Origin of the sequence: Acidovorax sp. 56, from assembly GCF_002749705.1 — a bacterium.
GTDB lineage: Bacteria > Pseudomonadota > Gammaproteobacteria > Burkholderiales > Burkholderiaceae_C > Acidovorax.
Genome location: NZ_PEEV01000001.1, coordinates 24,034 through 50,321, shown reverse-complemented (window position 1 = coordinate 50,321; position 26,288 = coordinate 24,034). Strand labels below are relative to the sequence as shown.

Sequence of the window (26,288 nt, the reverse complement as noted above, 5' to 3'; positions counted from 1 at the left end):
TCTTTGCTCTAGAAAGACACCACTATGACCCAACCCACCGTCGGCATCATCGGCCTGGGCGCCATGGGCGCTGGCATTGCCAAGACCCTGCGTAACAACGGTTTCACCATCCACGTGTGCGACGTGCGCCCTGGCGTGGCCGATGCCTTTGTGGCAGACGGTGGCACAGCCCACGCCACCACGGCTGCATTGGCGGCGGTGAGTGATGTGGTGGTGTCGGTGGTGGTCAACGCCGCGCAGACCGAGAGCGTGCTGTTTGGCGACAACGGCAAGGGCGGTGCAGCCAGCACCATGCGCCCCGGCAGCACCTTTGTGATGTGCTCCACCGTGGACCCCAACTGGTCCGTGGCGCTGGAAGCCCGTCTCAACGCCCTGGGCCTGCACTATGTGGACGCCCCCATCTCCGGCGGTGCAGCCAAGGCAGCATCGGGCCAGATGACCATGATGACCTCGGCCAAGCCCGAGGCCTATGCCGCAGCGGGCGCCGTGCTCGACGGCATGGCCGGCAAGGTGTACCGACTAGGTGACAAGGCGGGCGCGGGCAGCAAGGTCAAGATCATCAACCAGCTGCTGGCCGGTGTGCACATTGCCGTGGCCGCCGAAGCCATGGCCCTGGGCTTGCGCGAAGGCGTGGACGCTGCAGCGCTGTACGAGGTCATCACCCACAGCGCGGGCAACAGCTGGATGTTTGAAAACCGCATGGCCCATGTGCTGGCGGGCGACTACACACCGCTGTCGGCTGTAGACATCTTCGTGAAGGACCTGGGCCTGGTGCTGGACACCGCACGCGCCAGCAAATTCCCCCTGCCGCTGGCCGCCACGGCGCACCAGATGTTCATGCAGGCATCCACCGCAGGCTTTGCCAAAGAAGACGACAGCGCCGTGATCAAGATCTTCCCTGGCATCACGCTCCCCGAAGGCAAGGACAAGGCATGACACGCGCACGTGCACTGCTGGGCTGCATTGCCGACGACTTCACCGGCGCCACCGACCTGGCCAACAACCTGGTGCGCGCAGGCATGCGCGTGGTGCAGGCCATGGGCGTGCCCACGGCACCTTTGGATACCGAGGCCGATGCGATCGTGGTCGCGCTCAAGTCGCGCACCGTTCCCAAAGAAGAGGCCATCGCCCAATCGCTGGCCGCGCTGCAGTGGCTGCAGGCGCAGGGCGCCGAGCAGATCTACTTCAAATACTGCTCGACCTTCGACAGCACGGCCGAAGGCAACATCGGCCCCGTGACCGATGCGCTGATGCAGGCCCTGGGCACCGACTTCACCATCGCCACGCCCGCCTTCCCCGACAACAAGCGCACCGTGTTCAAGGGCTACCTGTTTGTGGGCGATGTGCTGCTGAACGAAAGCGGCATGCAGAACCACCCGCTCACGCCCATGACCGACCCCAACCTGGTGCGCGTGCTGCAGGCGCAAACACCCAGCCGCGTGGGCCTGATCGACCACAGCGTGGTCGCTCAGGGCGAGGCCGCCATCCGCGCGCGCATCGACCAACTGAAGGCCGAAGGCGTGCGCATGGCCGTGGTCGATGCGGTGTCGAATGCCGACCTGCTGCGCCTGGGCCCTGCCCTCAAGGGCATGCCGCTGGTCACAGCGGGCTCCGGCGTGGCGATTGGCCTGCCGGGCAACTTTGGCGTGGCCCCCAGCAACGAGGCCGCCCGCCTGCCCGCCGCGCAAGGGCTGCAGGCCATTGTGTCGGGCAGCTGCTCTGTGGCGACCAACCAGCAGGTGATGGATTTCATCAAGGCAGGCAAGCCCGCCCTCGCCATCGACCCGCTGCGCATCGCCGCAGGCGTGGACGTGGCCGCCGAAGCGCTAGCCTGGGCCGAAAGCCATATTGGCAACGGCCCGGTGCTGGTGTATTCCACCGCCGAGCCCTCGGCCGTGCGCGCCATTCAAGGCAAGCTGGGTTCCGAAAAAGCCGGTGCCATGGTGGAAGACACCATTGCCTCCATTGCACGCGGTCTGGTGCAGCGCGGTGTGCGCCAGCTCATCGTGGCGGGTGGTGAAACATCTGGGGCCTGCGTGCAGGCACTGGGCATCACGCAAATGCGCATTGGCGGGCAGATTGACCCCGGCGTGCCGTGGTGCCATGCCGTGGCGCCCGACGCCAAGGACGGGCTGCACATCACGCTGAAGTCGGGCAATTTCGGTAGCACCGACTTCTTCACCAAGGCTTTTGCACAATTGCTGGCATGACCGCTACCCCCCCCTTCATGGATGAGCCCCAAGCCCGCGACGAAATATGCCGCGTGGGCCGCAGCCTGTTTGAGCGGGGCTATATGCATGCCACCGCCGGCAACATCAGCGTGCGCCTGACCGACGGTTACCTCATCACCCCCACCGATGCCTGCCTGGGCACGCTGCAGCCCGAGCGGCTGTCACGCCTGGACGCACACGGCCAGCAGATGGCAGGCGACCGGGCCAGCAAGACCATTGCCTTACATCGGCAGATTTACGAGGCATCGGCATCGACAGCAGCCCCAGCGCGCTGCGTGATCCATACGCACAGTACGCATCTGGTGGCCTGCTCACTGCAGGCCGACACCGCTGCAGGTGGCCAGCTGGCGTCCGATGCGCAATTGCTGCCCCCCATTACGCCCTACTTCGTCATGAAGGTGGGCCGCGTGCCGCACATCCCCTACCACCGCCCGGGTGACGCCGCCGCAGCAGCACTGGTGGCGCAGACCATCACCCGCTATGCAGCCCAGGGCAGCCCCGTGCGCGCTGTGATGCTGGCGCGCTTGGGCCCCAACGTGTGGCACGACACGCCTGCCGCTGCTATGGCCGTGCTGGAAGAACTGGAAGAAACCGCGCGCCTGTGGATGCTGTGCCAGCCCCGCCCCACGCCGCTGACCGAGCCCCAGATCGAGGAGCTGCGCCAGAGCTTTGGTGCCCACTGGTAACTGGTAACGGGCGGGCTGCGCACAAGGCGCGGGGACGAAAGAACACACACAAGGAGACAAACCATGACCCTTTCTTTCTGGCGTAAAGCCTTTGCCCCCATGCTGCTGGGCGTGCTGGCCACAGGCGGTGCATCGGCTGCGGACTACCCCGCCCCCAAGCACGGCGAGTGGGTCGTCAAGGATTTCCGCTTCCACACCGGCCAGACCCTGCCCGAACTCAAACTGGCCTACTCCACCGTGGGCGATCCCACAGGCGAGCCGGTACTGGTGCTGCATGGCACCAATGGCTCGGCAGAGAGCATGCTCACGCCCGGCTTTGCAGGCACGCTGTTTGGCCCCGGCCAGCCGCTGGATGCGCGCAAGTACTTCATCATCCTGCCAGACGCCATCGGCACCGGCCGCTCCAGCAAGCCGTCAGACGGCCTGCGCGCCGCCTTTCCGGCCTACAACTACGACGACATGGTGCAGGCCCAGTACCGCCTGCTGACCGAGCACCTGGGCGTGCGCCATGTGCGCGCCATCATCGGCAACTCCATGGGCGGCATGCACACCTGGGTGTGGGCCCAGCGCTACCCCGACTTCATGGACATTGCCGTGCCCATGGCCTCGCTGCCCGCCGCCATGTCGGGCCGCAACTGGATGATGCGCCGCCTGCTGGTGGATGCCATCCGCAACGACCCCGAATGGCAGGGCGGCAACTACACCCGCCAGCCCCGCAGCCTGCAGTTTGCGTCGGTGTTCTTTGGCACGGGCACCAACGGGGGTCACCAGGGCCTGCAAAAGCTGGCCCCCACCCGCGCTGCGGCCGACGCCCTGGTGGAGCAACGCCTCAAGGCCCCTTTCCGTGGCGATGCTAACGACCACATCTACCAGTGGGAGGCATCGCGCGACTACGACCCCGAGCCCGGGCTGGAACGCATCACCGCGCGCGTGCTGGCCATCAACTCGGCAGACGATGAGCGCAACCCACCCGAGCTGGGCGTGCTGGACAAAGCCATCGCCCGTATCCCGCACGCCCAGGCCTACGTGATCCCTGCCAGCGCCGACACCCTCGGCCACAGCACGGTGGGCCTGGCGCGCTTGTACCAAGACCGGCTGGCGCAGGTGCTCACCAACGCACCGCGCCGCTGACCCTTATTTTTCAGGAAGCCTTTTTTCATGCCCCGCTTTGCCGCCAACCTGTCCATGCTCTACAACGACGTGGACTTTCTCGACCGTTTTGCCGCCGCTGCCCTCGATGGCTTCCAGGCGGTGGAGTACCTTTTTCCCTACGCCTACTCTGCGCAAGAACTGGCCGCGCGCCTGCAAGCCAACGGCCTGCAGCAAGTGCTGTTCAATGCCCCGCCCGGCAACTGGGACGCGGGCGAACGCGGGCTGGCCTGCCTGCCCGGGCGTGAGGCCGAGTTCCGCGAAGGCATTGCCAAGGCCATCGACTATGCCAAGGCCTTGCAGTGCCCCCGCATCCACGTGATGGCCGGGCTGGTGCCCCAGGGGGCAGACGCCGCCACCGTGCGCGCCACCTACATCGCCAACGTGCGCTACGCCGCCGAACAGGCTGCGCCCCATGGCATTCAGATCCTGCTGGAGCCCATCAACGGCCGCGACATGCCCGGCTTCTTCCTGAGCCGCCAGGACCAGGCCCATGCGCTGATCGCCGAGATCGGCGCCGCCAACGTCAAAGTGCAGATGGACCTGTACCACTGCCAGATCGTGGAAGGCGACCTGGCCATGAAGGTGCGCCAATACCTGCCCACAGGCAATGTCGGCCACTTCCAGATTGCCGGGGTGCCCGAGCGCCACGAGCCCGATGTGGGCGAGATCAACTACACCTATCTCTTCAACCTGCTGGACAGCCTGGGCTACGACGGCTGGATTGGCTGCGAATACCGCCCAGCGCGCGGCGCAGCCGCCCACGCCACCAGCGACGGGCTGGGCTGGCTCAAGCCCTGGCTGTAAGAACCTGTTCAAAGGTCTGAAATACCTGCGGGCTTGCAGGGTATGGAATATGCTTACTCAATAAATCCGGCTGCTGCGCTTGTCCATCAAGCGCAAGCAGCTATATTTTTGATAGTAAACAGACATCCAACATGCCCTGGCACGCGCGCCTGCAACTGAACTACACCCTCGAAAACGCCCGGACCGTGGCGCGGTTTGAGCACCACGGGCCGCTGCGCATTCTGCAAAGCCTGTACCCCGAAGGCGACAGCGTTTGCCACAACGTGCTGGTGCACCCGCCGGGCGGTTTGGTGGGCGGCGACACGCTGGAGATTGCCGCCACCGTGGGCACGGGGGCGCACGGGCTGGTCACCACACCGGGGGCCACGCGGTTTTACCGATCGGCTGGCGAGCTGGCGCTGCAACGCACCCACCTCACCCTGGCGGAGAACGCACGCCTGGAATGGCTGCCGCTGGAGGCGCTTTGCTACAGCGCCTGCCACGCCCGCAACCACCTGACACTGTCACTGGCGGCAGGCGCCGAATGCATGGGCTGGGACGTCACCGCCCTGGGTCTGCCCCACGCCAACCAGCCCTTTGAAATGGGCGATTTCGAACAGCACATCGAAGTGCCCGGTGTGTGGCTGGAGCGCGGCACCATCAACGCAGCAGACCACCAGCTGCTGCACAGCCCCCTGGGCCTGGCCGGGCAGCGCTGTCTGGGCAGTTTGTTCTTTGTCACAGGCACGCCCCTGGACAGAGCCCGGCGCGATGCCGCGCTGGATGCCGCCCGGGCTGTGGTGGATACGCACTCGCTCAAGGCCACGGCGGGAGCCACCAGCCCCAACCCGCAGGTGGTGGCGTTGCGCGTGCTGGCGCCCCAGGTGGAGCCTGCCATGCAGTTGCTCAAGCAAGTGCGCAGCGCCTGGCGCAAAGCCCTGTGGCAGCTCGATGCTGTGCCGCCCCGCATCTGGGCGATGTAGCGGCCTACAGCCCACACTGATGAGGTCCAAAAGCCCTCTACCGCTTTCAAATAAAGCGTAAACAGCTATCAAACACATAGCAAAACACGCTCAACGCCTGCATTGAAAAGCCCCTCCAACAGGGGGGCTGCGCGCTCCTGCCGCGCGTAACCCGCGCCCTCATCGCCTGGACGGCGGCGCGTTGATCACTCGCACCTGAAAAAGGCCAGAGCCGCTGAATCCTCATCCATGAGGGCCAAGTGACCGTGAAGCTCCCGGTTGCCTGAAGAGCATGCCGTGAAAAGACGTTCGACTGATTCGAACGTCTTCATCAAGGACCTGGTACGGCTTTCTCTGGGTATTTGGCGAACATTCATCTACGGCGACAACGAAGACAAAACAAGTTCTCGCCGCACCGTCATCCACCCATCTTTAGGAACCACCATGACCCGTTTCAACAACCACACCGTTCTCGTCACAGGCGGCAGCAGCGGCATCGGTCTGGCCGCCGCCAAGGCCTACGCCAACGAGGGTGCCCGTGTCGTCATCACCGGCCGCGACGAAGAAGCTCTCGCTCGCGCACAGGCCGAAATCGGCCACGGCGCCATTGCACTGCGCAACGACACCGGGAGCATCGCGGAAGCCAAGCGCCTGGCCACCGCATTGCAGGAGAAAGACCTCCAGCTGGACGCGATCTTCATCAATGCCGGCGTAGCCAAGTTCGCTCCGCTGTCCGACGTAGCCGAGGCGCTGTGGGACGCGACGTTCGACGCCAATGTCAAGGGCCCCTACTTCCAGATTCAGGCGCTCACCCCTCTGCTGCGCCCCGGAGCAGCTATCGTCATCAATGGCTCCATCAACGCCCACATCGGTATGCCCAACTCCTCGGTGTACGCCGCGAGCAAGGCTGCGCTGATTTCGCTGGCCAAGACGCTCTCGGCGGAGCTGCTGCCACGTGGCGCCCGGGTGAACGTCGTCAGCCCGGGGCCTATCGCGACGCCGCTGTACGGCAAGCTCGGCATGGACAAGGCAACACTGGATGCCACGGCAAGCGCGATCCAGGGACAGATCCCGCTGGGCCGCTTCGGCACACCGGAAGAGCTAGCATCGACGGTGCTCCACCTGTCCGCCAAGGAGTCCGCGTTCATCGTCGGCTCCGAACTCATCGTCGATGGCGGCATGAGCAACCTGTAACCAGGCCCCCAGGGCTCCCACGGCGCATTCTCCAGTCGCGTAGCGCCATGCGGAGCCCGGCCCCGGGCTGCACATAATCAGCGCATTCCCCGCTGAGGCCCCCATGCTGACCCAAGACGAACTCGCCATGCTGCAAGCCATTCGATCAAGCGGCAGCCTGTCCCGTGCGGCAGCCCAACTGGGGAAAGCTCCTTCGACCATCTCCCATGCGGCCCGGCAGTTGGAGACGCGGTACGACGCCCTGCTGTTCGACCGTCGGCGCTACCGCCTGGAACTCACGCCCGCAGGCAGGCTACTGGCGGAGGAAGCCGAGCGTCTGCTGACCGACATGGGGCGCCTGAATACCCGCGTGCGCCAGATCGCCTCTGGCTGGGAGGACCGACTGACCATCGTGACGGACGAGCTCATGGAGTTTCAGACGCTCCTTCCCGTGATCACGGACTTCGACAAGCTCCAGTCGGGAGTGAGTTTGCGCATCACCCACGAGGTGCTGGGTGGAACCTGGAGCGCACTGCGCGAAGGCCGTGCCGATCTGGTCATCGGCGCGACCAACGAACCACCGGCGATTCCCCGCCTGCGCTGGTTCGAGCTCGGCGTGATGGATTGGGTCTTCGCCGTGGCGCCGCGCCATCCGCTGGCCTCCGTCGCGGAGCCACTGCCACGCGAGGCGATCCAGCAATACCGGGCGGCAGTGGTGGCAGATACATCTCGGGGAGTCAGCGCGCGGACCTATGGCGTTCACGGTGGACAGGAGCAACTGGCGGTACCGAGCATGGCGTCCAAGATCGCAGCACAGCGCGCCGGGCTGGCCGTGGGATGGCTCCCCCGGCTTCGGGTTGCGGCGCTGCTGTCGCGCGGAGAGTTGGTAGAAAAGATGACGGCAGACCCGAGGGAACCCAACACGCTCTACGTCGCCTGGCGGGGAGAACATGCAGGCAAGGGCCTTGACTGGTGGGTCGAACGGCTGCGTGAACCAAGGCTGATGAAGCGGCTGATCAATGGCCTGGAAGTCCAATAGGACGACGCCAACCCTACCCCGCCGCTGCGTGGGAAGCAAAAACGGGGCGAATCTCCAAGCGACCTTCGTTCACTCCACCCAGAGATGCCTCGGCCTGCGGGGACGTCGCACGCACCACCGGCCGCAGCCGCGCAGCCATCTCGGCAGAAGTCGCTGGCGGTAACGACAGCCCCCGCCGCCGGGCCAGCGTGGCCAGCTCCGTACGGTTCTTGGCGCCCAGCTTCTCGAAAATGGTCCTGAGGTGAGATCCGACCGAGCCGACAGCCACGTCGAGGCCGCGGGCTATCACCTGGTTCCTGCATCAGCCACGCTTCGCCTTGCGCCCAGAGGGTAATTCGGGTTTCTACGTGTATTCAAGAATTTAGTTAGTAAATATAACTATTTCTTGATGCACAACAAGCACCACTCTCAGGGCGATATGCCCCACCCACGCCACTGCCCGCCCCCTGCGGCGGCTGGTGCGCACGCCCCTGCAGCGCAACGCCCACAAGACGGCGCGCAGCATGGGCTCCATCTCCAGCGTCCATTCAGAAAGAACATCACCATGCAGAGACAAACCTCATTCCTTCCCCGTCACACCACCGACGCCCGTCAAGCCCGGCGCCAGGCGCTGCGCTCCCGCGCATCGTGGGCGCGTGCTGTTGGCATGGCCACTTTGGCCACGGCGTCCTTGGCCGTACAAGCCCAAAGCACCGGCACGTCCAGCGTCACCCTCTACGGGATCGTGGATGCCTCGGTGGGTCGATTCAATGGCGCAGCGGCTGGCATCAATGCGCAAAACACCGCCGTGAGCAAAGTGGAGAGCGGCAGCATGTCCACCAGCCGCTGGGGTCTGCGGGGCAATGAGGACCTGGGTGGCGGCTTGTCGGCGAGCTTCGAGATGTCGTCTTTTGTGCGCAACGACACTGGCGCCGTGGGCCGCAACGATGCCATTGGCGCCCCCGTCAATGTGGCGGCAGACCCCTTCTTCTCGCGCATGGCCTGGGTGGCGTTGGCCCACAAGGACCTGGGGCGCCTGCGCCTGGGCAACGTCACCACGCTGATGTTCGCCAACAGCATCGGCTCGAACGCCTTTGGCGACGGCACCATCTTCGGCCCGCTGAACCTGGTGACTTTTGTGGGCAGCCCTCTCACCGGCGGCACGGCCTGGACCAACTCGGTGGTGTACGACAGCCCCAACATCGCAGGCTTCACCGGCGCTGCGGCCTATGCGGCATCAGAAGCCCAGGGCGGTGGCAACCGGGCCCTGCGGGTGGCCTATGCCAACGGTCCCCTGGCCACCTCGCTGGCCTGGCAAAGCGTGAAGAAAAACCCGCTGACGTTTGCCGACGGCACGTCGCCCAACAACACCCGCTCGTGGCAATGGGCGGGGTCTTACGACTTCAAGGCCGTCAAGCTGTGGGCGCACCTGGGCCGCATTGAAAACAAGGGCACCGAAGCCACCCCTCTGGATGTGTCCTACAAAGTGTGGGACCTGAGCGCCACGGTGCCTGTGGGCGCAGGCAACATCCTGGCTGGCTACGCATCACGCCGCACCGGCGACGCCGTGGGCCCCGTGCCCGCCACCGCAGCGGGCGGCAATGTGCAGCGCAAGGTGTTTACCGTGGGCTATGACTACTGGCTGTCCAAGCGCACAGACCTGTACGCCATGGTCATGCGCGACAGCACCCGCACCAACACCGTGGGCAGCGGCTTGCTCAACGCCAGTGGCACCAGCTTTGCGGTAGGCATGCGGCACGCGTTCTGAGTGCGGCGGCACCGCTGGTGGGCGGTGCCTGCCTGACTTGCAAGTGATCCAAGGTTGGGGCGTCTGCGGGCGCCCCTTTTTTTATCCTGCGGCCGTCAACGGTTGACCACAGCCGAGGCAGGCGCCAACTTGGTGGCCAGCAAGCTGGCCGTGTAGCGCAGCCGGTCAATGTCCGCCCCGGCGTGCACACCCCGGCTGAAGCAGCACAACGTGCCATACACCGCGCCACCGGCAAGGCGCACTGGCGTGCTCAAGTGGGTGCCGATGGGAAATCCGGGATCCGGGGCTTTGCCGGATGCCACATAGGGCTTCGCATCCTGCATCACCTCCGGCAATCGCCCTTCCACCACCCGCTGGCACCAGCTTTCCTCTACAGGGTCAGACATGCCCGGCTCCAGCAGGGAGCAGTCGGGGGCGCTGTCCACGGCCTTGATGATGCGGCGGCCATCGGTGATCTGCGAGACGAACGCCACATCCATGCCCAAGCGGGTGCGCAGCAATTGCAACACCTGCGGCACAGCGGCCGGGAGGTCCGGGTCCGCAGAGTCGCTGGTGGCCACCAGCAGTTCAGAAATAGTGACGTCGAGGTCGTCGGGGTTGTAGTCCAGAAACATGCAAAACAGTCTAAGCGAAGGCCCCAGGTGAGGGCCGTAAGCCATCGCCGAAACCGTACACGGGTGGGGGAGAAGGCGGGCACCACGTGCGTAGCCCGGGCCATCCCCCCCACCGAACAGGGCTGCTTCAGGCTGCAGTCGCTGCGGGGACCTTCAGCAGCCCATCGGCTTTGAACATGGCCCGTATGCCACGCACCGCCTGGCGGATGCGCGCCTCGTTCTCGATGAGGGCGAAGCGCACGTACTCGTCGCCCTGGTCACCAAAGCCGATGCCTGGCGACACACAGACCTTGGCCTTGTCGAGCAGTTGGCGCGCAAACTCCAGCGAGCCCAGCGCACGGTAGGGCTCTGGGATGCGGGCCCAGATGTACATACTGGCCTTGGGGCAATCCACAGCCCAGCCGGATTCGGTGAGGCCCTTGTAGAGCACGTCACGGCGGCGCTGGTACTGGGTGGCGATGTCTTTCACGCACTGCTGGTCCCCCTCCAGCGCAGCGATGGCGGCCACCTGCAGGGGCGTGAAGGTACCGTAGTCGTGGTAGCTCTTGATGCGGGCGAGCGCGGCCACGAGGTCGGGGTTGCCCACCATGAAGCCCACGCGCCAGCCGGCCATGTTGTAGCTTTTGGAGAGGGTGAAGAACTCCACCGCCACGTCCTTGGCACCGGGCACTTCCATGATGCTGGGGGCGCGGTAGCCGTCGTACACGATGTCCGCGTAGGCCAGGTCGTGCACCACCAGGATGTCGTGCTTCTTGGCCAGGGCGATCACGCGCTCGAAGAACGACAGCTCCACACACTGCGCGGTGGGGTTGCTGGGGAAGCCGAAGATCATCATCTTGGGCTTGGGGTAGCTGCCGCGAATGGCCTTTTCCAGCTCGGCAAAAAAGTCCACGTCCGGTGCCACGGGCACGCTGCGGATGTCGGCACCGGCGATGACGGCACCATAGATGTGGATGGGGTAGCTCGGATCGGGCACCAGCACGGTGTCGCCCCGGTCCAGCGTGGCCAGCATCAGGTGGGCCAGGCCCTCCTTGGAGCCGATGGTGACGATGGCCTCGGTGTCGGGGTTGATGTCCACCGCGTAGCGGTCTTTGTACCAGTGGCTGATGGCGCGGCGCAGGCGGGGTATGCCTTTGCTGGCGCTGTAGCCGTGGGTGTCGGGCCGCTGGGCCACTTCAGTGAGCTTGGCGACGATGTGCGGCGGCGTGGCCCCGTCGGGGTTGCCCATGCTCATGTCGATGATGTCTTCGCCCCGGCGGCGGGCGGCGAGTTTGAGCTCTGCCGTGATGTTGAAGACGTAAGGAGGTAGGCGATCAATGCGCGCAAAGCGGCGCTTGCCTTGAGAAGCAGACATGCTGGTGAACTTTCACGTAAGCGCCCGGAACCGTCCGAGCGACGTGGCCAACAATGGGGTTGGCCCGTGTTCACTGTAACGCAGCTTCAGCGCCTTTCACAAGTACGTTCGCTGCGCCCTGTAGCGCAAATCCCCACAGATGCCCCGTCAACCGCACGCTGGCTTCACGGGAATGGGTGGCATTGGTCAGGCGTGTCCACGTGCCTTGACGAGCAGGCGACCAACACCTTTGCTGCCAAGTAAAAGAAGAACTCCCGCAAGCGCCTGAACGCCAGTGGCTACCATACCGGCAAAGTCATCGGGCATGACTGCAGGCGCGCCTGCAAACGCTTCACTGCTCTCCATCACTGCTGAATAGAGCTCGATGCGCGCCACCCAGAAAACGGCGTCGAACAGCGAAGACGCGAAGAAATAGAAGCCAATAACGGACAACGCAACTGCCTGCAGACTGGCCGCCACGTCGACCTGGCTATTGCCAGTGGGCGTGCTGTCAACCAAGCGATTCGCCACCGTTCCGGGAAGCCAGACCAGGGCCATCCCTATCATCAGCGGAACAAGGGAAGCGATGATCGCCGTAATCAGAGGGGAAGCATTGGCATCCTGGCCCGCAGCCACCACCAGGGTCACGATGGATTTGGGCACTGAGGTCAAGGTCGCCACGATTACGACCACGCCTGCAATGCGCAACAACAAACGGGACAGAGCGTGATGATCCATGTGGTACCTGGGTTGGGACAGAATAATTGTGAAAAATCAGTGTACCAAGCAGGCGGCAGGAATCAGTGACGCTTCGTGGCCCGCTCGCTGCTCAGCGACCACGCAAAGATCCCGACGCCGCCCAGGCCCAGCACCACGCCCACCCAGCCGGTGGACGTCCAGCCCATGCCTGCCGCGATGGACACGCCGCCAAGCCAGGCACCCAGCGCATTGGCCGCATTGAAGGCCGAGTGGTTGAGTGCAGCGGCCAAGGTCTGCGCGTCGCCAGCCACATCCATCAGGCGGATCTGCAATGCAGGGCCAATAGCGACCACCGTGCCCAGGAAGAAGGTGGCCAGCGCCGCGCTGATGGGGTGGTGCGCGGCAGGCACGAAGAGCGCCATGACCACGATGGACCACAGCAGCACCTTGCCAATGGCGGGCATCAGCGCCTTGTCGGCCATGCGCGAGCCGACAATGTTGCCCGCCACCATGCCCAGGCCGAACAGCGAGAGCACGAAGGGCATCAACGCCGGTGGCATGCCTGCCACCTCCAGCAGCGTGGGCTTGATGTAGCTGAACACCGCAAACATGCCACCAAAGCCGATGGCGCCAATGCCCAGCGTGAACCACACCTGCTTGCTCGCCAGCGCGCCCAACTCGCGCAGCGGGCTGGCGCCGTGCGATGCGGGCATGTTGGGCACCCACAGGCGCACCATGGCGACGGCGGCCAACGCAATCAAACCAACGAAGACAAACGCGGCGCGCCAACCAAACACCTCACCCAGCGCCGAAGCGATGGGCACGCCCACCAGCGTTGCGGTGGTGAGCCCCAGCATGACCCAGCCCACGGCCCGCGCACGGCGCCCTGGGGGCGCCAGGGCCGCGGCCACCAGCGCGGCCACGCCAAAGTAGGTGCCATGGGGCAGGCCGGTGAACAAGCGCATGGCGCTGAGCGATGCGTAACCGGGCGCCAGGGCCGATGCGAAGTTGCCCAAGGCGTACACCGCCATCAGTGCCATCAGCAACGCCCGCCGCCCCCAGTGGGCACACAGCACCGCCAGCACTGGTGCGCCCACCACCACACCCAGCGCGTAAGCGCTGATCACGTGGCCCGCCTGCGGGATGCTGACACCGATGTCGCGCGCCACCTCAGGCAGCAGACCCATGATGACGAATTCGCCCGTGCCAATGGAGAAGCCCCCTACCCCCAGGGCCAGCACGGCACGCACCAGGGTGCGGTCATCGGTCGGGGTGGATGCGAGAGACGTTGAGGGCAAAGGCGCGGTCATGGCAAGGGCAACAGCAAAGGAAGGTGGCCCCGAAAGACAGCGGGGCAACACGGGCAAAAGACGGGGTTGGGAGCGGGAAAGAGCGCGAAAAAGAAACAGAGTTACGGGGGTAAACCCGTTGTTTGTAACCATAGCACGCCATCCACAGACTTGCAGGGACAGGGGAATGCGTCGCATGGGTGACGGGCAGGCCGGGCAACACGGTCCGTCCATGTCACCATGGCAGCCCCAAAGCCCAGCCCCTTTTGGAAGGACTGCGAATGACGAAAGCCCCCAGCACAGCCGACACCCTGGCCAGCACCGTCCAGGTGCTGGCTTTCGACATCTTTGGCACGGTGGTGGATTGGCACGGCAGCATCGTGCGCGAGATGCAGACACAGCACCCGAACGTGGACGGCGATGCCTTTGCTCGGGCCTGGCGCGCTGGCTACCAGCCGGCCATGGCCCGGGTGATGGCGGGTGAGCAAGGCTGGACGCTGATCGACGACTTGCACCGGGGCATCCTGGAAGAAATTCTTCCGCGCTTTGGTCTGGCGCACCTGTCCGAAGCCGAGCGGCACCACCTCAACCGGGTGTGGCACCGCCTGGATGCCTGGGCCGACAGTGTGGAAGGCCTGCAGCGGCTCAAAACCCGGTTCACTATCACCACACTCTCCAACGGCAATATCGGCCTGCTGACCAACATGGCCAAACGCGCAGGCCTGCCGTGGGATTGCGTGTTGAGTGCGGAGGTCTTCAAAGCCTACAAACCCGCGCCTGCCACCTACCTGGGCGTGGCCAAGGTGTTTGACCTTGCCCCGCAACAGGTGGCGCTGGTGGCGGCCCACCATGACGATTTGGCCGCAGCGCGTGCTTGCGGCCTGCGCACGGTCTACATCGAGCGGCCCCTGGAGTTTGGTGCCCAGCACATCAAAGACGTGACACCGCAGCCCGGCAACGACTTGCATTGCGCCAGTCTGGTTGCCTTGGCACAGGCGCTGGGCTGCTAGGGCCCCTCTGCTCGCATCACGGCGCCGCGAGCATCTGCGCCGCCTGCATCTACGACCTCAGGCACTGCCGCCCAGACTTACCCGGCAGCCACCATCATCTGCACAAACATCTGCGCACGAGCCTCAAACTCCGCGCTGGTCGAGGTGAACTCGACACCCGCCATAGGATGGGGTGTGTCGGTTTTGAGGGTCACAACCCGGGCATAGAGGTCTCGGGCCTGGTATTGCACCAAGGTCAGGTCGAAAGACAGGCGCACCTCGCCCTGCAAATCCAGCGGCTCGACCAACTCCAGCATGGCCCCGTGGTAGCCCATGTCGCGGATCACGGCTTGGGCCACATGGGGCAGGACAACGCCGTCCTGCACGATCTGGTAAGTGCAGGGAATCCGTACCTCCACCCGGTGGCTGCGTCGGAACTCCTGGCGAGGCACCTTGAGCCTGCGGGTGGGAATGGCCACCAGCTCGCGCATGCTGATAGGCTGGCTGTAGCCCTTGACGAACACCTGCATGGGCGCCGTGGCAGACACCAGCCCCCAGCAGCGCTCATAGGTTTCTTCGCTGATCAGCACCTGCCCGCGCAAACTGAAAGCCTGCAACCTGAAAGCCAGGTTGACCAAATCCCCCATCACGGTGAAATGCGAGAACGCATCCGACCCGATGCGCCCGGCCAGCGCCTTGCCCGTGCTCAAGCCAATGCCCATGAACACCTGCGGTACGCGGTCGCGCATGTGTTCCATGTTCAGGTCGCGCATGGCCATTTGCATCTCTACCGCGCACATCACAGCCCGCTGCACATCGTCGCTTCGGGGGGTTTCTGCGCCAAAAAACACCTTGATCGCGTCGCCCGAGAGCTGGTCGATGGTGCCTTGGTACCGGGTGATGACTTCAATGAGCTTGGCCAGGCAGCGGTTCAAAGGCTCCAGATCGGCTGCATCAGGGTTTTGGCTGTCCGTCACAGGCCCACCACGCAACTTGGCCCAAAGGACGGTGACGTCGCGCGAGACCAATGAAAACGCATAGGGTGCCATGCTGGTCTGCGCAGCCAAGCGCAGCGTGGCCGACATCTCGGCCCGGGCCGCAGCGCTGAGCGGGCTCCCTTTGTCACGGGAGACCAGGCCATCGAGGTGCTGGAGAACCTCATCGGGGTCAAAGGCAGATGGACCGGGGGTCGAGGCTGTGGTGTCTTTGTCCATGGTTGTACTGAAAGCCCATCTGTTGGCACTGCAAACTTGCAATCAAGCGATGGCCGGCCACAAAACGGTGGCGCAGCCCATCGCCGCAGAATAGGCCCGCCTTGCAGGATGGTCAATATCGTGTTTCTACGTGCCTGTTCGCTCCTGGCAACAGGTCCCTCACCCCAGCGGTCTCGCCTCCACGCAGACAAAGTCGCCTGCTTTCGCATCAAAGTCCCAGCGCTGGGCATGGCGCTGAAGCGGTGCTGGCCCAACGTGCTCCAGGCCCACGGCGGGCACGACGGACTGCACCTGCAGCACCACCAAACTATTCGGCTGCCCCCAGCGCAAACGGTGCGACACCGCCGTGCCCGCCTGCATGGACCAAAGCCCGGGCAAGGGCTGTGACAGGCCTGGCTGGTGCACGTGGCCCGAGAGCAGCATGTCCGCCCCCGCCTCGCGCCAGCGCGCCACCGCGGCATCGGCCCCCAGGGGGCGGTGAGATCGGTCCTGCGCGCAGCGGCCCACCAGAGGGTGGTGGCTGGCCACAATGCACCAGGCGTCATTGGGCGCAGCCAGCAAATCTGCAGCCACCCGGTCCACCTGGCGCGCCGACAGGCTGCCCCGCTCATGCCGCCAAGGCCGGGTGGTGTTCACCCCCACCACACAAAACGGACCGACCTGGCGCTGCGGCTCCAGCTGCGCACCAAACTGTGCGGCAAAGCGGTCGTAGGCACGTCCCCAGCGCAGCCACCAGGCAAACAGAGGCAAGTCGTGGTTGCCTGCCAGCACCACACGCTCGGGCACGCCCAGCCCCTGGATGAAATCATGCGCCTGCGCAAATTGCGTGCGGGTGGCGCGTTGGGTCAGGTCGCCCGACACCACCACCACACGGATCTGCAACGCATGGGCCAGGCGCTGCACGGCAGCGCACACCTGCGGGTCGTGCGCACCAAAGTGCAGGTCGGACAAATGCATCAGCCGCTGCGGCTGCATAGCGGGTAAATCCATCGCCAAAGATTCCTCTGACAAAAGCGATTGCGTGCGCTGAGCTTCATGGCTTCTGCGGCAGAGCCGCCCTGGACCATGAAGGTTGCTTCACCTTAAGCGGTGACCAGCGATGGCGCAACGCCCGTGGCGGCAGGCAAAGGCTCCACCGGCGATGCGGGCGTGCGCTCCAGCCTGGTGGGCGCCACCAGCCACAAAGGCCGTGGGTGCAGTTTGAAGCACAGCGGTGCATCCATGCGCTCACGCTCGCCATCAAACGCCACTTTGACCCGGCCCTTGCGCCAGCCGCTGGGGCTCACGGTCAGCTCAGCGCAGGCCAGGCTCAGCACGGCGGGGTCTTGCTCCAACTGCCCCAGTGCCGCCCGCCACACAGTGCGCGCCATGGCCCAGCGGCCCTGGGGCTTGAGCAGCACCACCGCCAGTTGCCCCCCCTGCGCCACCGACTGCGCCTGGGGCAGCCCCACCTGCTCCAGCTGCAGCGGGTTGTTGCCCACAAACAAAGTGGTTACCTGGTGCTCTTGCTCGTACACCTGCGCGCCCTGGTGGGTGCGCACCAGCACCCGCCAGCGCCGCCCTGACGACGGCCGCAGCATGCTCCACACCGCCGCGCCCATGGCCACCCAGCGCGAGCGGCCAAACCGGCGCGTGGCCTGCTCACGCTCTGCCAGCAGGCGCGGGTACAAGCCCACGCTGGCGTTCACCAGAAACACGCGGTCGTTCACAAAGCCCACCTGCACCGGCCGCAGCTCGCCTGCGCGCAGGGCCTGCAGCATCTGCAGCACGGCCGCCTCGGCATCCATCGCAAGGCCCTGCTCGCGGCTGAAGTAATTGAAGGTGCCCATGGGCACCACCCCCATAGGCACCCCGGCGCGCAGGGCCGCAGCGGCCACAGCGTTGATGGTGCCATCCCCCCCGGCGGCCACCAGCAGCCCCGCGCTGTCGCGCGCAGCGGCTGCGGCATGGTCGGCCAGTTGCACGATATCGCCCCGCTCGCGCGGCACATGCCACACCACGGGGTGGTCGCACTGGGCAAAGGCCCCGCTCAGTTGCGAGCGCGCCAGGTCCAGATCAGCCCCCGGGCGCAGGGGCACCACCAGGTGAACGGGGCTTTGGGCATGGAGCAGCAAGGGGCTTTGGATATCGGTCATGGCAGCGGGCAGGCGTGGGGCCTGCGGAGGGTTCGGTGAGAGACAAGCGCCGCCGGGCGCATACCCATGGATGGTGCCCAGCCCCTCGCCCCTTGGCAGCCAGCGCGCTGCGCTGCTGCATGTCAGCAGGCACCTACAAAGGCGCACCGCCACCCGCCGATACCGTGCCAGCGGCGGGGAATAGCCTGCAGCAACCGGGCACTTCGTGTAAAAACACGGCCCTTGCCAGCGCTGCTGCGCTGCCCCCACCCACCTTTGCAGCAACCCAAAGAAGAAGCCCCTGATGACCCTGGACACCCTGGCCCCCTGGATCGCCCAACACCCCCTACCGCTGTGGCTGTGCGGCATGGCCCTGTGCGCCCTGCTGGGCGGCCTGGCACTGCAAGGCCTGCGGGCACTGCGCCACCAGCAATCGCCTTTGCGCCGCTGGCTGCACCCTGCCAGCGCCACCGCGTTGCTGGTGATGGCCATGGCTGCTGCCGCCTGCGCGCTGCTGGCAGGCGGCGCAGTGCTGGCCGCCCTGGCAGAGAGCGGGCAGGCCACAGGCACCTGGGGGCGGGTGGACGAGGCCATTGCCCACCAACTGCGCACCCAGGCCAGCATGGGGGACCTGCGGTGGTTCGCCACCGTTACCCATCTGGGCGACAGCTGGGTGCTGGCGGCATTGACCGTGGCGGTGACAGCAGCGCTGTGGTGGCGCAAGCACCGCCTGCTGGCCGTAGGCTGGTTCGTGGCCATGGCTGGCAACGGGTTGTTGACCAAGATCCTCAAAGACGTGTTTGCCCGCGTGCGGCCCGAGCATGTGCACGGCGCAGCCCAGGCCGATGGCTTCAGCTTTCCGAGTGGGCACAGCAGCGCATCTATCGTGGCCTACGCCATGCTGGCGTATCTGGCAGTGCGGCTGCTGCCCCTGCGCTGGCACCTGCCTGCGGCCTGTACAGCAGGCGCGCTGGTCTTCACCACCGGCTTCAGCCGCGTGGTGCTGCACGTGCACTACGCCAGCGATGTGCTGGCCGGCTGGCTGCTGGGTGGCACCTGGATGGTGTGCACCGTGCTCATCATGGACAGCATGGCCCGCTGGCGCGGCGCGCCGCCCACGCTGGCCCACCAATAAGAGCGGCCAACAACACTCAGCGAAGCGGTTCTGGCCAGGCGCTGCGTCGCCAGAGGAGTTTTGTTGGCCACTAAAAAAGCGAAGGCCGGCTTCAAATGGCCACGAGGTTGCGGATGCCCTTGGCCTCCATCTCGCTGCCAGGACCGCGTGCAATGACTTCGCCGCGCTCCATCACCAGGTAGTCGTCGGCCAGCTCCTGCGCAAAGTCGTAGTACTGCTCGCACAGCAAGATCGCCATCTCCCCCTGGTCCGCCAGCATGCGGATCACCCGGCCAATGTCTTTGATGATGCTGGGCTGGATGCCTTCGGTGGGTTCATCCAGGATCAGCAAACGCGGGCCGGGAGCCAGTGCGCGGGCAATGGCCAGTTGCTGCTGTTGCCCACCCGACAGGTCGCCGCCCCGGCGCTTGAGCATCTGCTTGAGCACGGGGAAAAGCTCGTACAGGTGCGGCGGCACAGGGGTCGATCCACTTTTGTATGCCAGGCCCATGCGCAGGTTTTCTTCCACCGTCAGACGCCCGAAGATTTCGCGGCCCTGGGGGACGAAGCCGATGCCTGCGCGAGCACGGTCGTAGGGGGTGGCCTTGTCGATGGGTTGGCCGTCGAAGGCAATGGAGCCGCTTTTGATGGGCACCAGGCCCATGAGGCTTTTGAGCAGCGTGGTTTTACCCACGCCGTTGCGGCCGAGCAGGACGGTGACTTTGCCGGGGGTGGCGGTGAGGCTCACGTCGCGCAGGATGTGGGAGCCGCCGTAGTACTGGTTGATGTTTTGGACGGTGAGCATGGTGGTTTTATGGGTGTTTTGGGCTCTAGCGCATGTATATCAAGCGCTGGCCGCTATTGTTTTTGAAGCGCTTCGTGTGCTTGCTCAGAGGCAGTCCGGATGTGTTGAGCACAAACCAACCGTTCGGGCTGAGCTTGTCGAAGCCGGGGCGTGCCCGCTCGCCAATCTGTGCGGCATGCTTGCTTGAAGGTCAGAGGCCGGGATGTCGCCCCGGTGGGCGAGTCCCTTTCTTTCGCGTCGCCGCCGGATGGCCGGCCCAAAGAAAGGGACCAAAGAAAGGGCGACCCTACTGTGCGCGTCCCTTCGCTGCGCTGCGGGCAACCTGCGATGCTCGGGCAGACGGTGCGCCGCAGAACTCACTGCGCGCTGCGCGCTCCGTTCAAACAACTGCGGCAAGTCAGTGCACGAAGTGCGTGTGTCCTGCGGCACACGCACGCACCCCCTGCCCTGCGCTTCTCGGCACGCACAGAAGGGAACCCAGCGAACATCCATTCGGGCCATTGCTTCGCTCGGCCCCGAACGCGCGTGCGCTGCGCGCTGCGACCACGAGGCCGAGCGCAGCAAAGGCCCGTGTGGCTGTTCGGCTGCTCGGCTGTCCACCCCCTGTGGCTGCGCCTGCGCCGGGGCGGTTGCGGGGTGGCACGCGCGTCGGAGCGCGCGTGCTTCGTGAACTGACTTGCCGCAGCTGTTTGAACGGTGCGCCGCAGGCGCGCAGTGAGTTCTGCGGCGCACCCCGCAACCGCTCCGGCGCAGGTTTGCCCCGAAGCGCAGCGCAGGGGTCGCAGACTTGGGGTCGCCTTTCTTTTGCTTACTTTTTTTGGGCCGGCCACCCGGTGGCGAAGCAAAGAAAAGTGAGTCGCCTGCCGGGGCGACAACCCGGCTCCCGCCCTCAACCCAGGCACACTGCCTGATCAACCCACAAGCCCCGGCTTCGACAGGCTCAGCCCGAACAGTTGGGGGAAAGCGCCCAGGCTTCGACCCTTCGACCAAGCTCAGGGCAGGCAAACTCAGCCCGAACGGATAGCTGGCCACCAACCAACGAGAGACGGAGAAACGGCTCACCACCATCACCGCCCCAAATAAACCTCAATCACCCGCTCATCTGCCTGCACCTGATCGAGCGTGCCCTCGGCCAGCACCGAGCCATCGCACAACACCGTCACCTTCTCGGAGATGGTGCGAATGAACCCCATGTCGTGCTCCACCACCATCAGCGAATGCCTGCCCTTGAGCGTGAGGAACAACTCCGCAGTCCGCGCCGTCTCCTCATCCGTCATCCCCGCCACCGGCTCGTCCAGCAGCAACAGCTTGGGGTCTTGCATCAGCAGCATCCCAATCTCCAGCCACTGCTTTTGCCCGTGGCTCAGATTGCCCGACTGCCGCGTCACGCTGTCGGCCAGGTGAATCGTGTGCAGCACGTCGGCCAGCCGGTCCGACTGCACGGAGTCGAGCTTGAAGAACATGCTCGACTTCACGCCCTTGTGGGTCTTCAAAGCCAGCTCCAGGTTTTCAAACACCGAGAGCTGCTCGAACACGGTGGGCTTTTGGAACTTGCGGCCGATGCCCAGGCTGGCGATCTCGGGCTCGTTGTGGCGCAACAGGTCGATGGTGGAGCCGAAGAACACCGTGCCCTTTTGTGGCCGCGTCTTGCCGGTGATGATGTCCATCATCGTGGTCTTGCCCGCGCCGTTGGGGCCGATGATGCAGCGCAGCTCACCGGGGGCGATGTCCAGGCTCAGGCCGTTGATGGCCTTGAAACCGTCAAAGCTCACATGCACGTCTTCGAGGTACAAGATACGGCCGTGGGTCACATCGACCTCGCCGGGCACGGCGATGCGCGAGAAGCCTGCCGCACGGCCTCCGGACTCGGTTTGGCCCACCGGCGCAGGCGCAAGCCTGGCCTCGATGCGCCGTGCGCCCTCTTCCATCAAATCGGGCGTCATTGCGCAGCTCCTTTCTTGCTTGTCTTGTCTTTGATTTTCTTGACCAGACCGACCACGCCATTGGGCAAAAACAGCGTGACGGCAATGAACAGCGCGCCCAGGAAGTACAGCCAGAACTCCGGCGCCGTCACCGTAAGCCAGCTCTTGGCACCGTTGACGATGAACGCGCCCACGATGGGCCCAATCAGTGTGGCGCGCCCGCCCACGGCCGCCCATACGGCGATCTCGATGGAGTTGGCGGCGCTCATCTCGCCGGGGTTGATGATGCCGACCTGGGGCACATACAGGGCGCCCGCCACGCCGCACATCATGGCGCTGATGGTCCAAATGGTGAGCTTGTAGGGCAGTGGCGAGTAACCGGAGAACATGACGCGACTCTCGGCATCGCGCACGGCCTGCAGCACGCGGCCAAACTTGCTGCGCACCAGCCAGCGCGCCAATAGGAAGAACACCAGCAGCGTGACGCCCGTCATCACGAACAGCGTCATGCGCATGGTCGGGGTGGCAAGGGGCATGCCCAGGATGCGCTTGAAGTCCGTAAAGCCGTTGTTACCGCCAAAGCCCGTCTCGTTGCGGAAAAACAGCAGCATGGCCGCATACGTCATGGCCTGGGTGATGATCGAAAAATACACACCCTTGATGCGCGAGCGGAAGGCGAAGTAGCCGAACACAAACGCGATGACGCCTGGCACGGCCACGATGAGGATCAGCGTGGCGATGAAGCTGTCGGACAGCGCCCAGTGCCAGGGCAGCTCCTTCCAGTCCAGGAACACCATGAAGTCCGGCAGGTCGCTCTTGTAGTTGCCATCGCGGCCGATCTGGCGCATGAGGTACATGCCCATCACGTAGCCGCCCAGCGCAAAGAACAGGCCGTGGCCCAGGCTCAGGATGCCGGTGTAGCCCCAGATCAGGTCCATGGCCAGTGCACAGATGGCGTAGCACATGATCTTGCCGAGCAGGGCCACGGCGTAGTCCGACAGGTGGAACATGCTGCCTGCGGGCACCCAGAGGTTGAGCACGGGTGCCACGGCGCACACCACGATGAGTGCCACGATAAAGGCCGACCAGCCGCCGCGCGTGAGCAGCGGCGCCGGTGCGGGCAGTTGGAGGGAAGAGGAACTAGTAGTCATTTCGAATATTCATAGAGCTTTGCGCCACCCATGACGCATGAAACCGACACGACCTAGGCCAACGCCCCCGCGCAAGGGCCGCCCCGCCGCGCTGGGGGCGTTCCCCTCCCGCATTGCGCAGCAATACGAGAGAGGGGGAAGGCGCGAAGCGACTCAGGGGGTGTTCCATATCAGTCGGCCGTACGCCCTTTGACCGCGAAGATGCCCTGGGGCCGCTTCTGGATGAAGATGATGATGAACACCAGCACCGCAATCTTGGCCAGCACCGCGCCCGCCCAGCCTTCGAGGAACTTGTTCAGGATGCCCAGACCCAGCGCGGCATACACCGTGCCCGCCAGCTGGCCCACGCCGCCCAGCACCACCACCATGAAGGCATCGACGATGTAGCTCTGCCCCAGGTCCGGCCCCACGTTGCCCACCTGGCTCAGCGCGCAACCCGCCAGGCCCGCAATGCCCGAGCCCAGCGCAAAGGCCATGGTGTCGATGCGCGCAGTGTTCACGCCCATGCACGAGGCAATGGGGCGGTTTTGCGTGACACCACGCACGAACAAGCCCAGGCGCGTGCGGCCGATCAGGTAGCCCATGCCCAGCAGCACGGCAATCGCAAAGCCGATGATGACCAACCGGTTGTAGGGCAGAGTCAGGTTGGAGAGCACCTGCACGCCACCGCTCATCCACGCGGGGTTTTCCACCCCCACGTTCTGCGCGCCAAAAATCGTGCGCACCAGTTGCATCAGCACCAGGCTGATGCCCCAGGTGGCGAGCAGTGTCTCCAGCGGGCGGCCGTACAGAAAGCGCAGCACGCCGCGCTCCAGCACCGCGCCCACGGCGGCCGAGGCGCCAAAGGCCAGGGGCAGCGCAGCGACCAGGTACCAGTCGAACGCACCCGGAAAATACTTCTGGAAGATGCCCTGGACCACATAGGTGGCGTAGGCGCCGATCATCATCAGCTCGCCGTGGGCCATGTTGATCACGCCCATCAGGCCGTAGGTGATGGCCAGGCCCAAGGCGACGAGCAGCAGGATGGAGCCCAGGCTGATGCCCGAGAACGCAGCGCCCAGGCGTTCGCCCCACGCGAGCTGGCCTTCCATGGCGCGCAGTGCGGCCTGCAGTGCGGCCTTGACCTTGGCGTCTTCTTCGACCGTGACGCGTTCATTGAGCAGCAGCCGCGTATCGGGCGTGGCGCTGAGCGACAGTGCCTGGGCTGCAGCGATGCGCTGCGCAGCGTCGTCGCTGCCCAGCAGCGTGGCGGCGCGCGCCAGCTCCAGCTGGGTCTTTATCTTGTCGTTGGTTTCCTGCGCCAGCGCCTTGTCGAGCAATGGCAGGCGACCTGCATCCGGCTCCTTGGCCAGCGCCTTGGCAGCGGCCATGCGCTTGGCCTCATCCTTGCCAAACAGCGCCAGGCCCGCCAGGGCCGTGTCGATCTCACCACGCATGCGGTTGTTGTTGATGATGTCTTCGGCATCGGGTGGCACGGGCACCTCGGCACCCGTCACCGGGTCCACGCCTTTGTCGCCTTGCACGATGAAAGCCTTGTTGCCTGCCACCTTCACGGCATCGTCCGCCAGCGCCTGCAAAAAGGCGCGAGTCTGCTCGCTGGGGTCAGCAGCCGCTTGCTGCAAGGCGGCAATGCGGTCATCGGTCTCGCCCGAGGCCATTGCCAGGGCCTGCTCAGCAGTGAGGGCATAGGCCTGCGCCGATGCGTAGAGCAAGAGGCAAGCAAAGATGCGAGGGATGAAAGAGAAATTCATGGGGGCCAGTCGGTCAATATGCAAAGGTCCATGCGGAGGGCAGAACCCAGACCAGGGCCCCCGCGCAAGGGCCGCCAAGCCGCGCATGCGGCGCTTCGCTTGCGTGCGCTGGGGGCGTCCCCCTCCCACGCGCAGCGTGAGAGAGGGGGAAGCGGCACAGCCGCTCAGGGGGTGATTACTTCTTTTCGGGTTCGTCGGCCTTCTTGTCGTTGCCTTCGATATAGGGAGACCATGGCTTGGCCTTCACAGGGCCAGGGGTCTTCCACACCACGTTGAACTGGCCATCGGCCTTGATCTCGCCGATGAACACGCTCTTGTGCAGGTGGTGGTTCTTCTCGTCCATCTTGCTGACGATGCCGCTGGGCGCCTTGAAGGTCTGGCCGGCCATCGCTGCGATCACCTTGTCGGTGTCCGTGCTCTTGGCCTTGGTCACGGCCTGGGCCCACATGTTCACGCCGATGTAGGTGGCTTCCATCGGGTCGTTGGTGAGCGGCTTGTCCTTGTGGCCAGCAATGCCCTTGGCCTTGGCATAGTCGCTCCACTTCTTGATGAAGGCGGTGTTCTCAGGGTTCTTGATGGACTGGAAGTAGTTCCAGGCCGCCAGGTGGCCCACCAGGGGCTTGGTGTCCACGCCGCGCAGCTCTTCCTCGCCCACGCTGAAGGCGACGACAGGAACGTCCTTGGCCTTCAGGCCTGCATTGCCCAGCTCCTTGTAGAACGGCACGTTGGAGTCGCCGTTGATGGTGGAGACCACCGCCGTCTTGCCGCCCTGGCTGAACTTCTTGATGTCAGCCACGATGGTCTGATAGTCGCTGTGGCCAAACGGTGTGTACTTCTCGTCGATGTCGCTGTCCTTCACACCCTTGGACTTGAGGTAGGCGCGCAGAATCTTGTTGGTAGTGCGGGGGTACACATAGTCGGTGCCCAGCAACACCCAGCGCTTGGCACTGCCGCCGTCCTTGCTCATCAGGTAGTCCACCGCAGGGATGGCTTGCTGGTTGGGCGCAGCGCCGGTGTAGAACACGTTCTTGGACAGCTCTTCACCCTCGTACTGCACGGGGTAGAACAGCAGGCCGTTCATTTCTTCGACCACGGGCAGCACCGACTTGCGGCTCACCGAAGTCCAGCAGCCGAAGATGACCGACACCTTGTCCTGGCCCAGCAGCTGCTTGGTCTTTTCAGCGAACAGGGGCCAGTTAGAGGCCGGGTCCACAATCACGGGCTCGAGCTTCTTGCCCAGCACACCGCCCTTGGCGTTGATCTCATCAATGGCCATCAGCACCGTGTCTTTCAACACCGTTTCAGAAATAGCCATGGTGCCCGACAGGCTGTGCAGCACACCCACCTTGATGGTGTCTGCCGCATGGGCTGGGAGTGCAGACAGGCCAGCGAGCGTAGCGACGGCCGCGAGGGCTTTGAGGGAATAACGACGTTGCATGTGATCTCCGGTAGGTAAAGGGGTCAAACCGCTTCGCCCTGCCCGCCGGGGTTGCCGGTGGGCCGTGTGGTGCGATGGAGTG

24 protein-coding genes are annotated in these 26,288 nt (G+C 65.0%); 11 read left to right on the top strand and 13 right to left on the bottom strand.

Annotated features, from left to right (window positions below):
• Positions 1 to 24: 24 nt before the first annotated feature.
• From ltnD to CLU88_RS00190, 8 genes are all read left to right on the top strand, one after another.
• On the top strand, positions 25 to 936 hold the full coding sequence (gene ltnD, locus CLU88_RS00225) for an L-threonate dehydrogenase (RefSeq protein ID WP_099654867.1): 912 nt from the start codon (positions 25 to 27) through the stop codon (positions 934 to 936).
• Entirely contained in the window at positions 933 to 2,210 is a 1,278-nt protein-coding gene (gene otnK, locus CLU88_RS00220) for a 3-oxo-tetronate kinase (protein ID WP_099654866.1), read from the top strand. Before ltnD ends, otnK begins: the two co-directional genes overlap by 4 nt.
• Positions 2,211 to 2,227: 17 nt before the next feature.
• The gene (locus CLU88_RS00215) at positions 2,228 to 2,917 is read left to right on the top strand and encodes an aldolase (protein ID WP_099658529.1); all 690 of its coding nucleotides are present in this window, start codon (positions 2,228 to 2,230) and stop codon (positions 2,915 to 2,917) included.
• 63 nt (positions 2,918 to 2,980) lie between these two features.
• A complete protein-coding gene (locus CLU88_RS00210; RefSeq protein WP_099654865.1) occupies positions 2,981 to 4,048 on the top strand; it encodes an alpha/beta fold hydrolase in 1,068 nt (355 codons plus the stop codon).
• A 27-nt stretch (positions 4,049 to 4,075) separates the two neighbouring features.
• Positions 4,076 to 4,873: a 2-oxo-tetronate isomerase gene (otnI, locus tag CLU88_RS00205; RefSeq protein WP_099654864.1), complete on the top strand. Its 798-nt coding sequence runs from the start codon at positions 4,076 to 4,078 to the stop codon at positions 4,871 to 4,873.
• A gap of 131 nt (positions 4,874 to 5,004) precedes the next feature.
• The gene (locus CLU88_RS00200) at positions 5,005 to 5,835 is read left to right on the top strand and encodes an urease accessory protein UreD (protein ID WP_099654863.1); all 831 of its coding nucleotides are present in this window, start codon (positions 5,005 to 5,007) and stop codon (positions 5,833 to 5,835) included.
• A gap of 423 nt (positions 5,836 to 6,258) precedes the next feature.
• On the top strand, positions 6,259 to 7,008 hold the full coding sequence (locus CLU88_RS00195; RefSeq protein WP_099654862.1) for an SDR family oxidoreductase: 750 nt from the start codon (positions 6,259 to 6,261) through the stop codon (positions 7,006 to 7,008).
• Positions 7,009 to 7,111: 103 nt separating this feature from the next.
• Positions 7,112 to 8,026, top strand: a complete 915-nt coding sequence (locus tag CLU88_RS00190) for a LysR family transcriptional regulator (RefSeq protein WP_099654861.1) — start codon at positions 7,112 to 7,114, stop codon at positions 8,024 to 8,026.
• A 13-nt stretch (positions 8,027 to 8,039) separates the two neighbouring features.
• Here the strand turns inward: CLU88_RS00190 and CLU88_RS23475 are convergent, their stop codons facing one another.
• The gene (locus CLU88_RS23475; protein WP_099654860.1) at positions 8,040 to 8,315 is read right to left on the bottom strand and encodes a LuxR C-terminal-related transcriptional regulator; all 276 of its coding nucleotides are present in this window, start codon (positions 8,313 to 8,315) and stop codon (positions 8,040 to 8,042) included.
• Positions 8,316 to 8,570: 255 nt separating this feature from the next.
• Between CLU88_RS23475 and CLU88_RS00180 the strand changes: the two genes are divergently transcribed.
• The gene (locus tag CLU88_RS00180) at positions 8,571 to 9,773 is read left to right on the top strand and encodes a porin (RefSeq protein WP_233205327.1); all 1,203 of its coding nucleotides are present in this window, start codon (positions 8,571 to 8,573) and stop codon (positions 9,771 to 9,773) included.
• A gap of 95 nt (positions 9,774 to 9,868) precedes the next feature.
• On the opposite strand, the gene CLU88_RS00175 is transcribed toward CLU88_RS00180, so the two are convergent.
• The 4 genes from CLU88_RS00175 to CLU88_RS00160 all read right to left on the bottom strand — a co-directional run bounded on the left by CLU88_RS00175 (position 9,869) and on the right by CLU88_RS00160 (position 13,729).
• Positions 9,869 to 10,387 carry a GAF domain-containing protein gene (locus CLU88_RS00175; RefSeq protein ID WP_099654858.1) on the bottom strand — a complete coding sequence of 173 codons (519 nt, stop codon included), beginning with the start codon at positions 10,385 to 10,387 and terminating at the stop codon, positions 9,869 to 9,871.
• A 127-nt stretch (positions 10,388 to 10,514) separates the two neighbouring features.
• Positions 10,515 to 11,741 (bottom strand): alanine transaminase, encoded by a 1,227-nt coding sequence (gene alaC, locus CLU88_RS00170; RefSeq protein WP_099654857.1) that lies wholly within the window; start codon positions 11,739 to 11,741, stop codon positions 10,515 to 10,517.
• Positions 11,742 to 11,927: 186 nt separating this feature from the next.
• Positions 11,928 to 12,458 (bottom strand): hypothetical protein, encoded by a 531-nt coding sequence (locus tag CLU88_RS00165; protein WP_099654856.1) that lies wholly within the window; start codon positions 12,456 to 12,458, stop codon positions 11,928 to 11,930.
• A 62-nt stretch (positions 12,459 to 12,520) separates the two neighbouring features.
• On the bottom strand, positions 12,521 to 13,729 hold the full coding sequence (locus CLU88_RS00160) for an MFS transporter (RefSeq protein WP_099654855.1): 1,209 nt from the start codon (positions 13,727 to 13,729) through the stop codon (positions 12,521 to 12,523).
• 260 nt (positions 13,730 to 13,989) lie between these two features.
• Here CLU88_RS00160 and CLU88_RS00155 point away from each other — a divergent pair, with 260 nt between their 5' ends.
• Positions 13,990 to 14,718 (top strand): haloacid dehalogenase type II, encoded by a 729-nt coding sequence (locus CLU88_RS00155; RefSeq protein WP_099654854.1) that lies wholly within the window; start codon positions 13,990 to 13,992, stop codon positions 14,716 to 14,718.
• 77 nt (positions 14,719 to 14,795) lie between these two features.
• Here CLU88_RS00155 and CLU88_RS00150 read toward each other — a convergent pair whose 3' ends face one another.
• From CLU88_RS00150 to CLU88_RS00140, 3 genes are all read right to left on the bottom strand, one after another.
• A complete protein-coding gene (locus CLU88_RS00150) occupies positions 14,796 to 15,911 on the bottom strand; it encodes an adenylate/guanylate cyclase domain-containing protein (RefSeq protein WP_099654853.1) in 1,116 nt (371 codons plus the stop codon).
• 159 nt (positions 15,912 to 16,070) lie between these two features.
• Complete coding sequence (locus tag CLU88_RS00145; protein WP_233205326.1) at positions 16,071 to 16,901, bottom strand: metallophosphoesterase; 831 nt, start codon at positions 16,899 to 16,901, stop codon at positions 16,071 to 16,073.
• Positions 16,902 to 16,993: 92 nt separating this feature from the next.
• Entirely contained in the window at positions 16,994 to 18,046 is a 1,053-nt protein-coding gene (locus tag CLU88_RS00140; RefSeq protein ID WP_099654852.1) for a diacylglycerol kinase family protein, read from the bottom strand.
• A gap of 283 nt (positions 18,047 to 18,329) precedes the next feature.
• Here CLU88_RS00140 and CLU88_RS00135 point away from each other — a divergent pair, with 283 nt between their 5' ends.
• Entirely contained in the window at positions 18,330 to 19,160 is an 831-nt protein-coding gene (locus CLU88_RS00135; RefSeq protein WP_099654851.1) for a phosphatase PAP2 family protein, read from the top strand.
• 91 nt (positions 19,161 to 19,251) lie between these two features.
• On the opposite strand, the gene urtE is transcribed toward CLU88_RS00135, so the two are convergent.
• The 5 genes from urtE to urtA form a co-directional block, all read right to left on the bottom strand.
• Entirely contained in the window at positions 19,252 to 19,944 is a 693-nt protein-coding gene (gene urtE / locus CLU88_RS00130; RefSeq protein WP_099654850.1) for an urea ABC transporter ATP-binding subunit UrtE, read from the bottom strand.
• Positions 19,945 to 21,011: 1,067 nt separating this feature from the next.
• The gene (urtD, locus tag CLU88_RS00120) at positions 21,012 to 21,887 is read right to left on the bottom strand and encodes an urea ABC transporter ATP-binding protein UrtD (protein ID WP_099654848.1); all 876 of its coding nucleotides are present in this window, start codon (positions 21,885 to 21,887) and stop codon (positions 21,012 to 21,014) included.
• Entirely contained in the window at positions 21,884 to 23,017 is a 1,134-nt protein-coding gene (gene urtC, locus CLU88_RS00115; protein WP_099654847.1) for an urea ABC transporter permease subunit UrtC, read from the bottom strand. The genes urtD and urtC overlap by 4 nt, the downstream gene beginning before the upstream one ends.
• A gap of 170 nt (positions 23,018 to 23,187) precedes the next feature.
• Positions 23,188 to 24,768, bottom strand: a complete 1,581-nt coding sequence (urtB, locus tag CLU88_RS00110; protein ID WP_099654846.1) for an urea ABC transporter permease subunit UrtB — start codon at positions 24,766 to 24,768, stop codon at positions 23,188 to 23,190.
• Between the two features lie 175 nt (positions 24,769 to 24,943).
• The gene (gene urtA / locus CLU88_RS00105; protein ID WP_099654845.1) at positions 24,944 to 26,206 is read right to left on the bottom strand and encodes an urea ABC transporter substrate-binding protein; all 1,263 of its coding nucleotides are present in this window, start codon (positions 26,204 to 26,206) and stop codon (positions 24,944 to 24,946) included.
• Positions 26,207 to 26,288: the final 82 nt, after the last annotated feature.

What these genes read in the sequence shown, in the direction of transcription:
- CLU88_RS00165 (WP_099654856.1), bottom strand. Translation starts at nt 12,458, where the DNA reads ATGGATCATCACGCTCTGTCCCGTTTGTTGTTGCGCATTGCAGGCGTG.
- otnI (WP_099654864.1), top strand. Translation starts at nt 4,076, where the DNA reads ATGCCCCGCTTTGCCGCCAACCTGTCCATGCTCTACAACGACGTGGAC.
- CLU88_RS00180 (WP_233205327.1), top strand. Translation starts at nt 8,571, where the DNA reads ATGCAGAGACAAACCTCATTCCTTCCCCGTCACACCACCGACGCCCGT.
- CLU88_RS00190 (WP_099654861.1), top strand. Translation starts at nt 7,112, where the DNA reads ATGCTGACCCAAGACGAACTCGCCATGCTGCAAGCCATTCGATCAAGC.
- CLU88_RS00195 (WP_099654862.1), top strand. Translation starts at nt 6,259, where the DNA reads ATGACCCGTTTCAACAACCACACCGTTCTCGTCACAGGCGGCAGCAGC.
- CLU88_RS00150 (WP_099654853.1), bottom strand. Translation starts at nt 15,911, where the DNA reads ATGGACAAAGACACCACAGCCTCGACCCCCGGTCCATCTGCCTTTGAC.
- CLU88_RS00175 (WP_099654858.1), bottom strand. Translation starts at nt 10,387, where the DNA reads ATGTTTCTGGACTACAACCCCGACGACCTCGACGTCACTATTTCTGAA.
- CLU88_RS00145 (WP_233205326.1), bottom strand. Translation starts at nt 16,901, where the DNA reads ATGGATTTACCCGCTATGCAGCCGCAGCGGCTGATGCATTTGTCCGAC.
- CLU88_RS00140 (WP_099654852.1), bottom strand. Translation starts at nt 18,046, where the DNA reads ATGACCGATATCCAAAGCCCCTTGCTGCTCCATGCCCAAAGCCCCGTT.
- urtC (WP_099654847.1), bottom strand. Translation starts at nt 23,017, where the DNA reads ATGACTACTAGTTCCTCTTCCCTCCAACTGCCCGCACCGGCGCCGCTG.
- urtE (WP_099654850.1), bottom strand. Translation starts at nt 19,944, where the DNA reads ATGCTCACCGTCCAAAACATCAACCAGTACTACGGCGGCTCCCACATC.
- ltnD (WP_099654867.1), top strand. Translation starts at nt 25, where the DNA reads ATGACCCAACCCACCGTCGGCATCATCGGCCTGGGCGCCATGGGCGCT.
- urtD (WP_099654848.1), bottom strand. Translation starts at nt 21,887, where the DNA reads ATGACGCCCGATTTGATGGAAGAGGGCGCACGGCGCATCGAGGCCAGG.
- CLU88_RS00155 (WP_099654854.1), top strand. Translation starts at nt 13,990, where the DNA reads ATGACGAAAGCCCCCAGCACAGCCGACACCCTGGCCAGCACCGTCCAG.
- urtA (WP_099654845.1), bottom strand. Translation starts at nt 26,206, where the DNA reads ATGCAACGTCGTTATTCCCTCAAAGCCCTCGCGGCCGTCGCTACGCTC.
- CLU88_RS00210 (WP_099654865.1), top strand. Translation starts at nt 2,981, where the DNA reads ATGACCCTTTCTTTCTGGCGTAAAGCCTTTGCCCCCATGCTGCTGGGC.
- CLU88_RS00200 (WP_099654863.1), top strand. Translation starts at nt 5,005, where the DNA reads ATGCCCTGGCACGCGCGCCTGCAACTGAACTACACCCTCGAAAACGCC.
- CLU88_RS00160 (WP_099654855.1), bottom strand. Translation starts at nt 13,729, where the DNA reads ATGACCGCGCCTTTGCCCTCAACGTCTCTCGCATCCACCCCGACCGAT.
- otnK (WP_099654866.1), top strand. Translation starts at nt 933, where the DNA reads ATGACACGCGCACGTGCACTGCTGGGCTGCATTGCCGACGACTTCACC.
- CLU88_RS00215 (WP_099658529.1), top strand. Translation starts at nt 2,228, where the DNA reads ATGGATGAGCCCCAAGCCCGCGACGAAATATGCCGCGTGGGCCGCAGC.
- CLU88_RS00135 (WP_099654851.1), top strand. Translation starts at nt 18,330, where the DNA reads ATGACCCTGGACACCCTGGCCCCCTGGATCGCCCAACACCCCCTACCG.
- urtB (WP_099654846.1), bottom strand. Translation starts at nt 24,768, where the DNA reads ATGAATTTCTCTTTCATCCCTCGCATCTTTGCTTGCCTCTTGCTCTAC.
- alaC (WP_099654857.1), bottom strand. Translation starts at nt 11,741, where the DNA reads ATGTCTGCTTCTCAAGGCAAGCGCCGCTTTGCGCGCATTGATCGCCTA.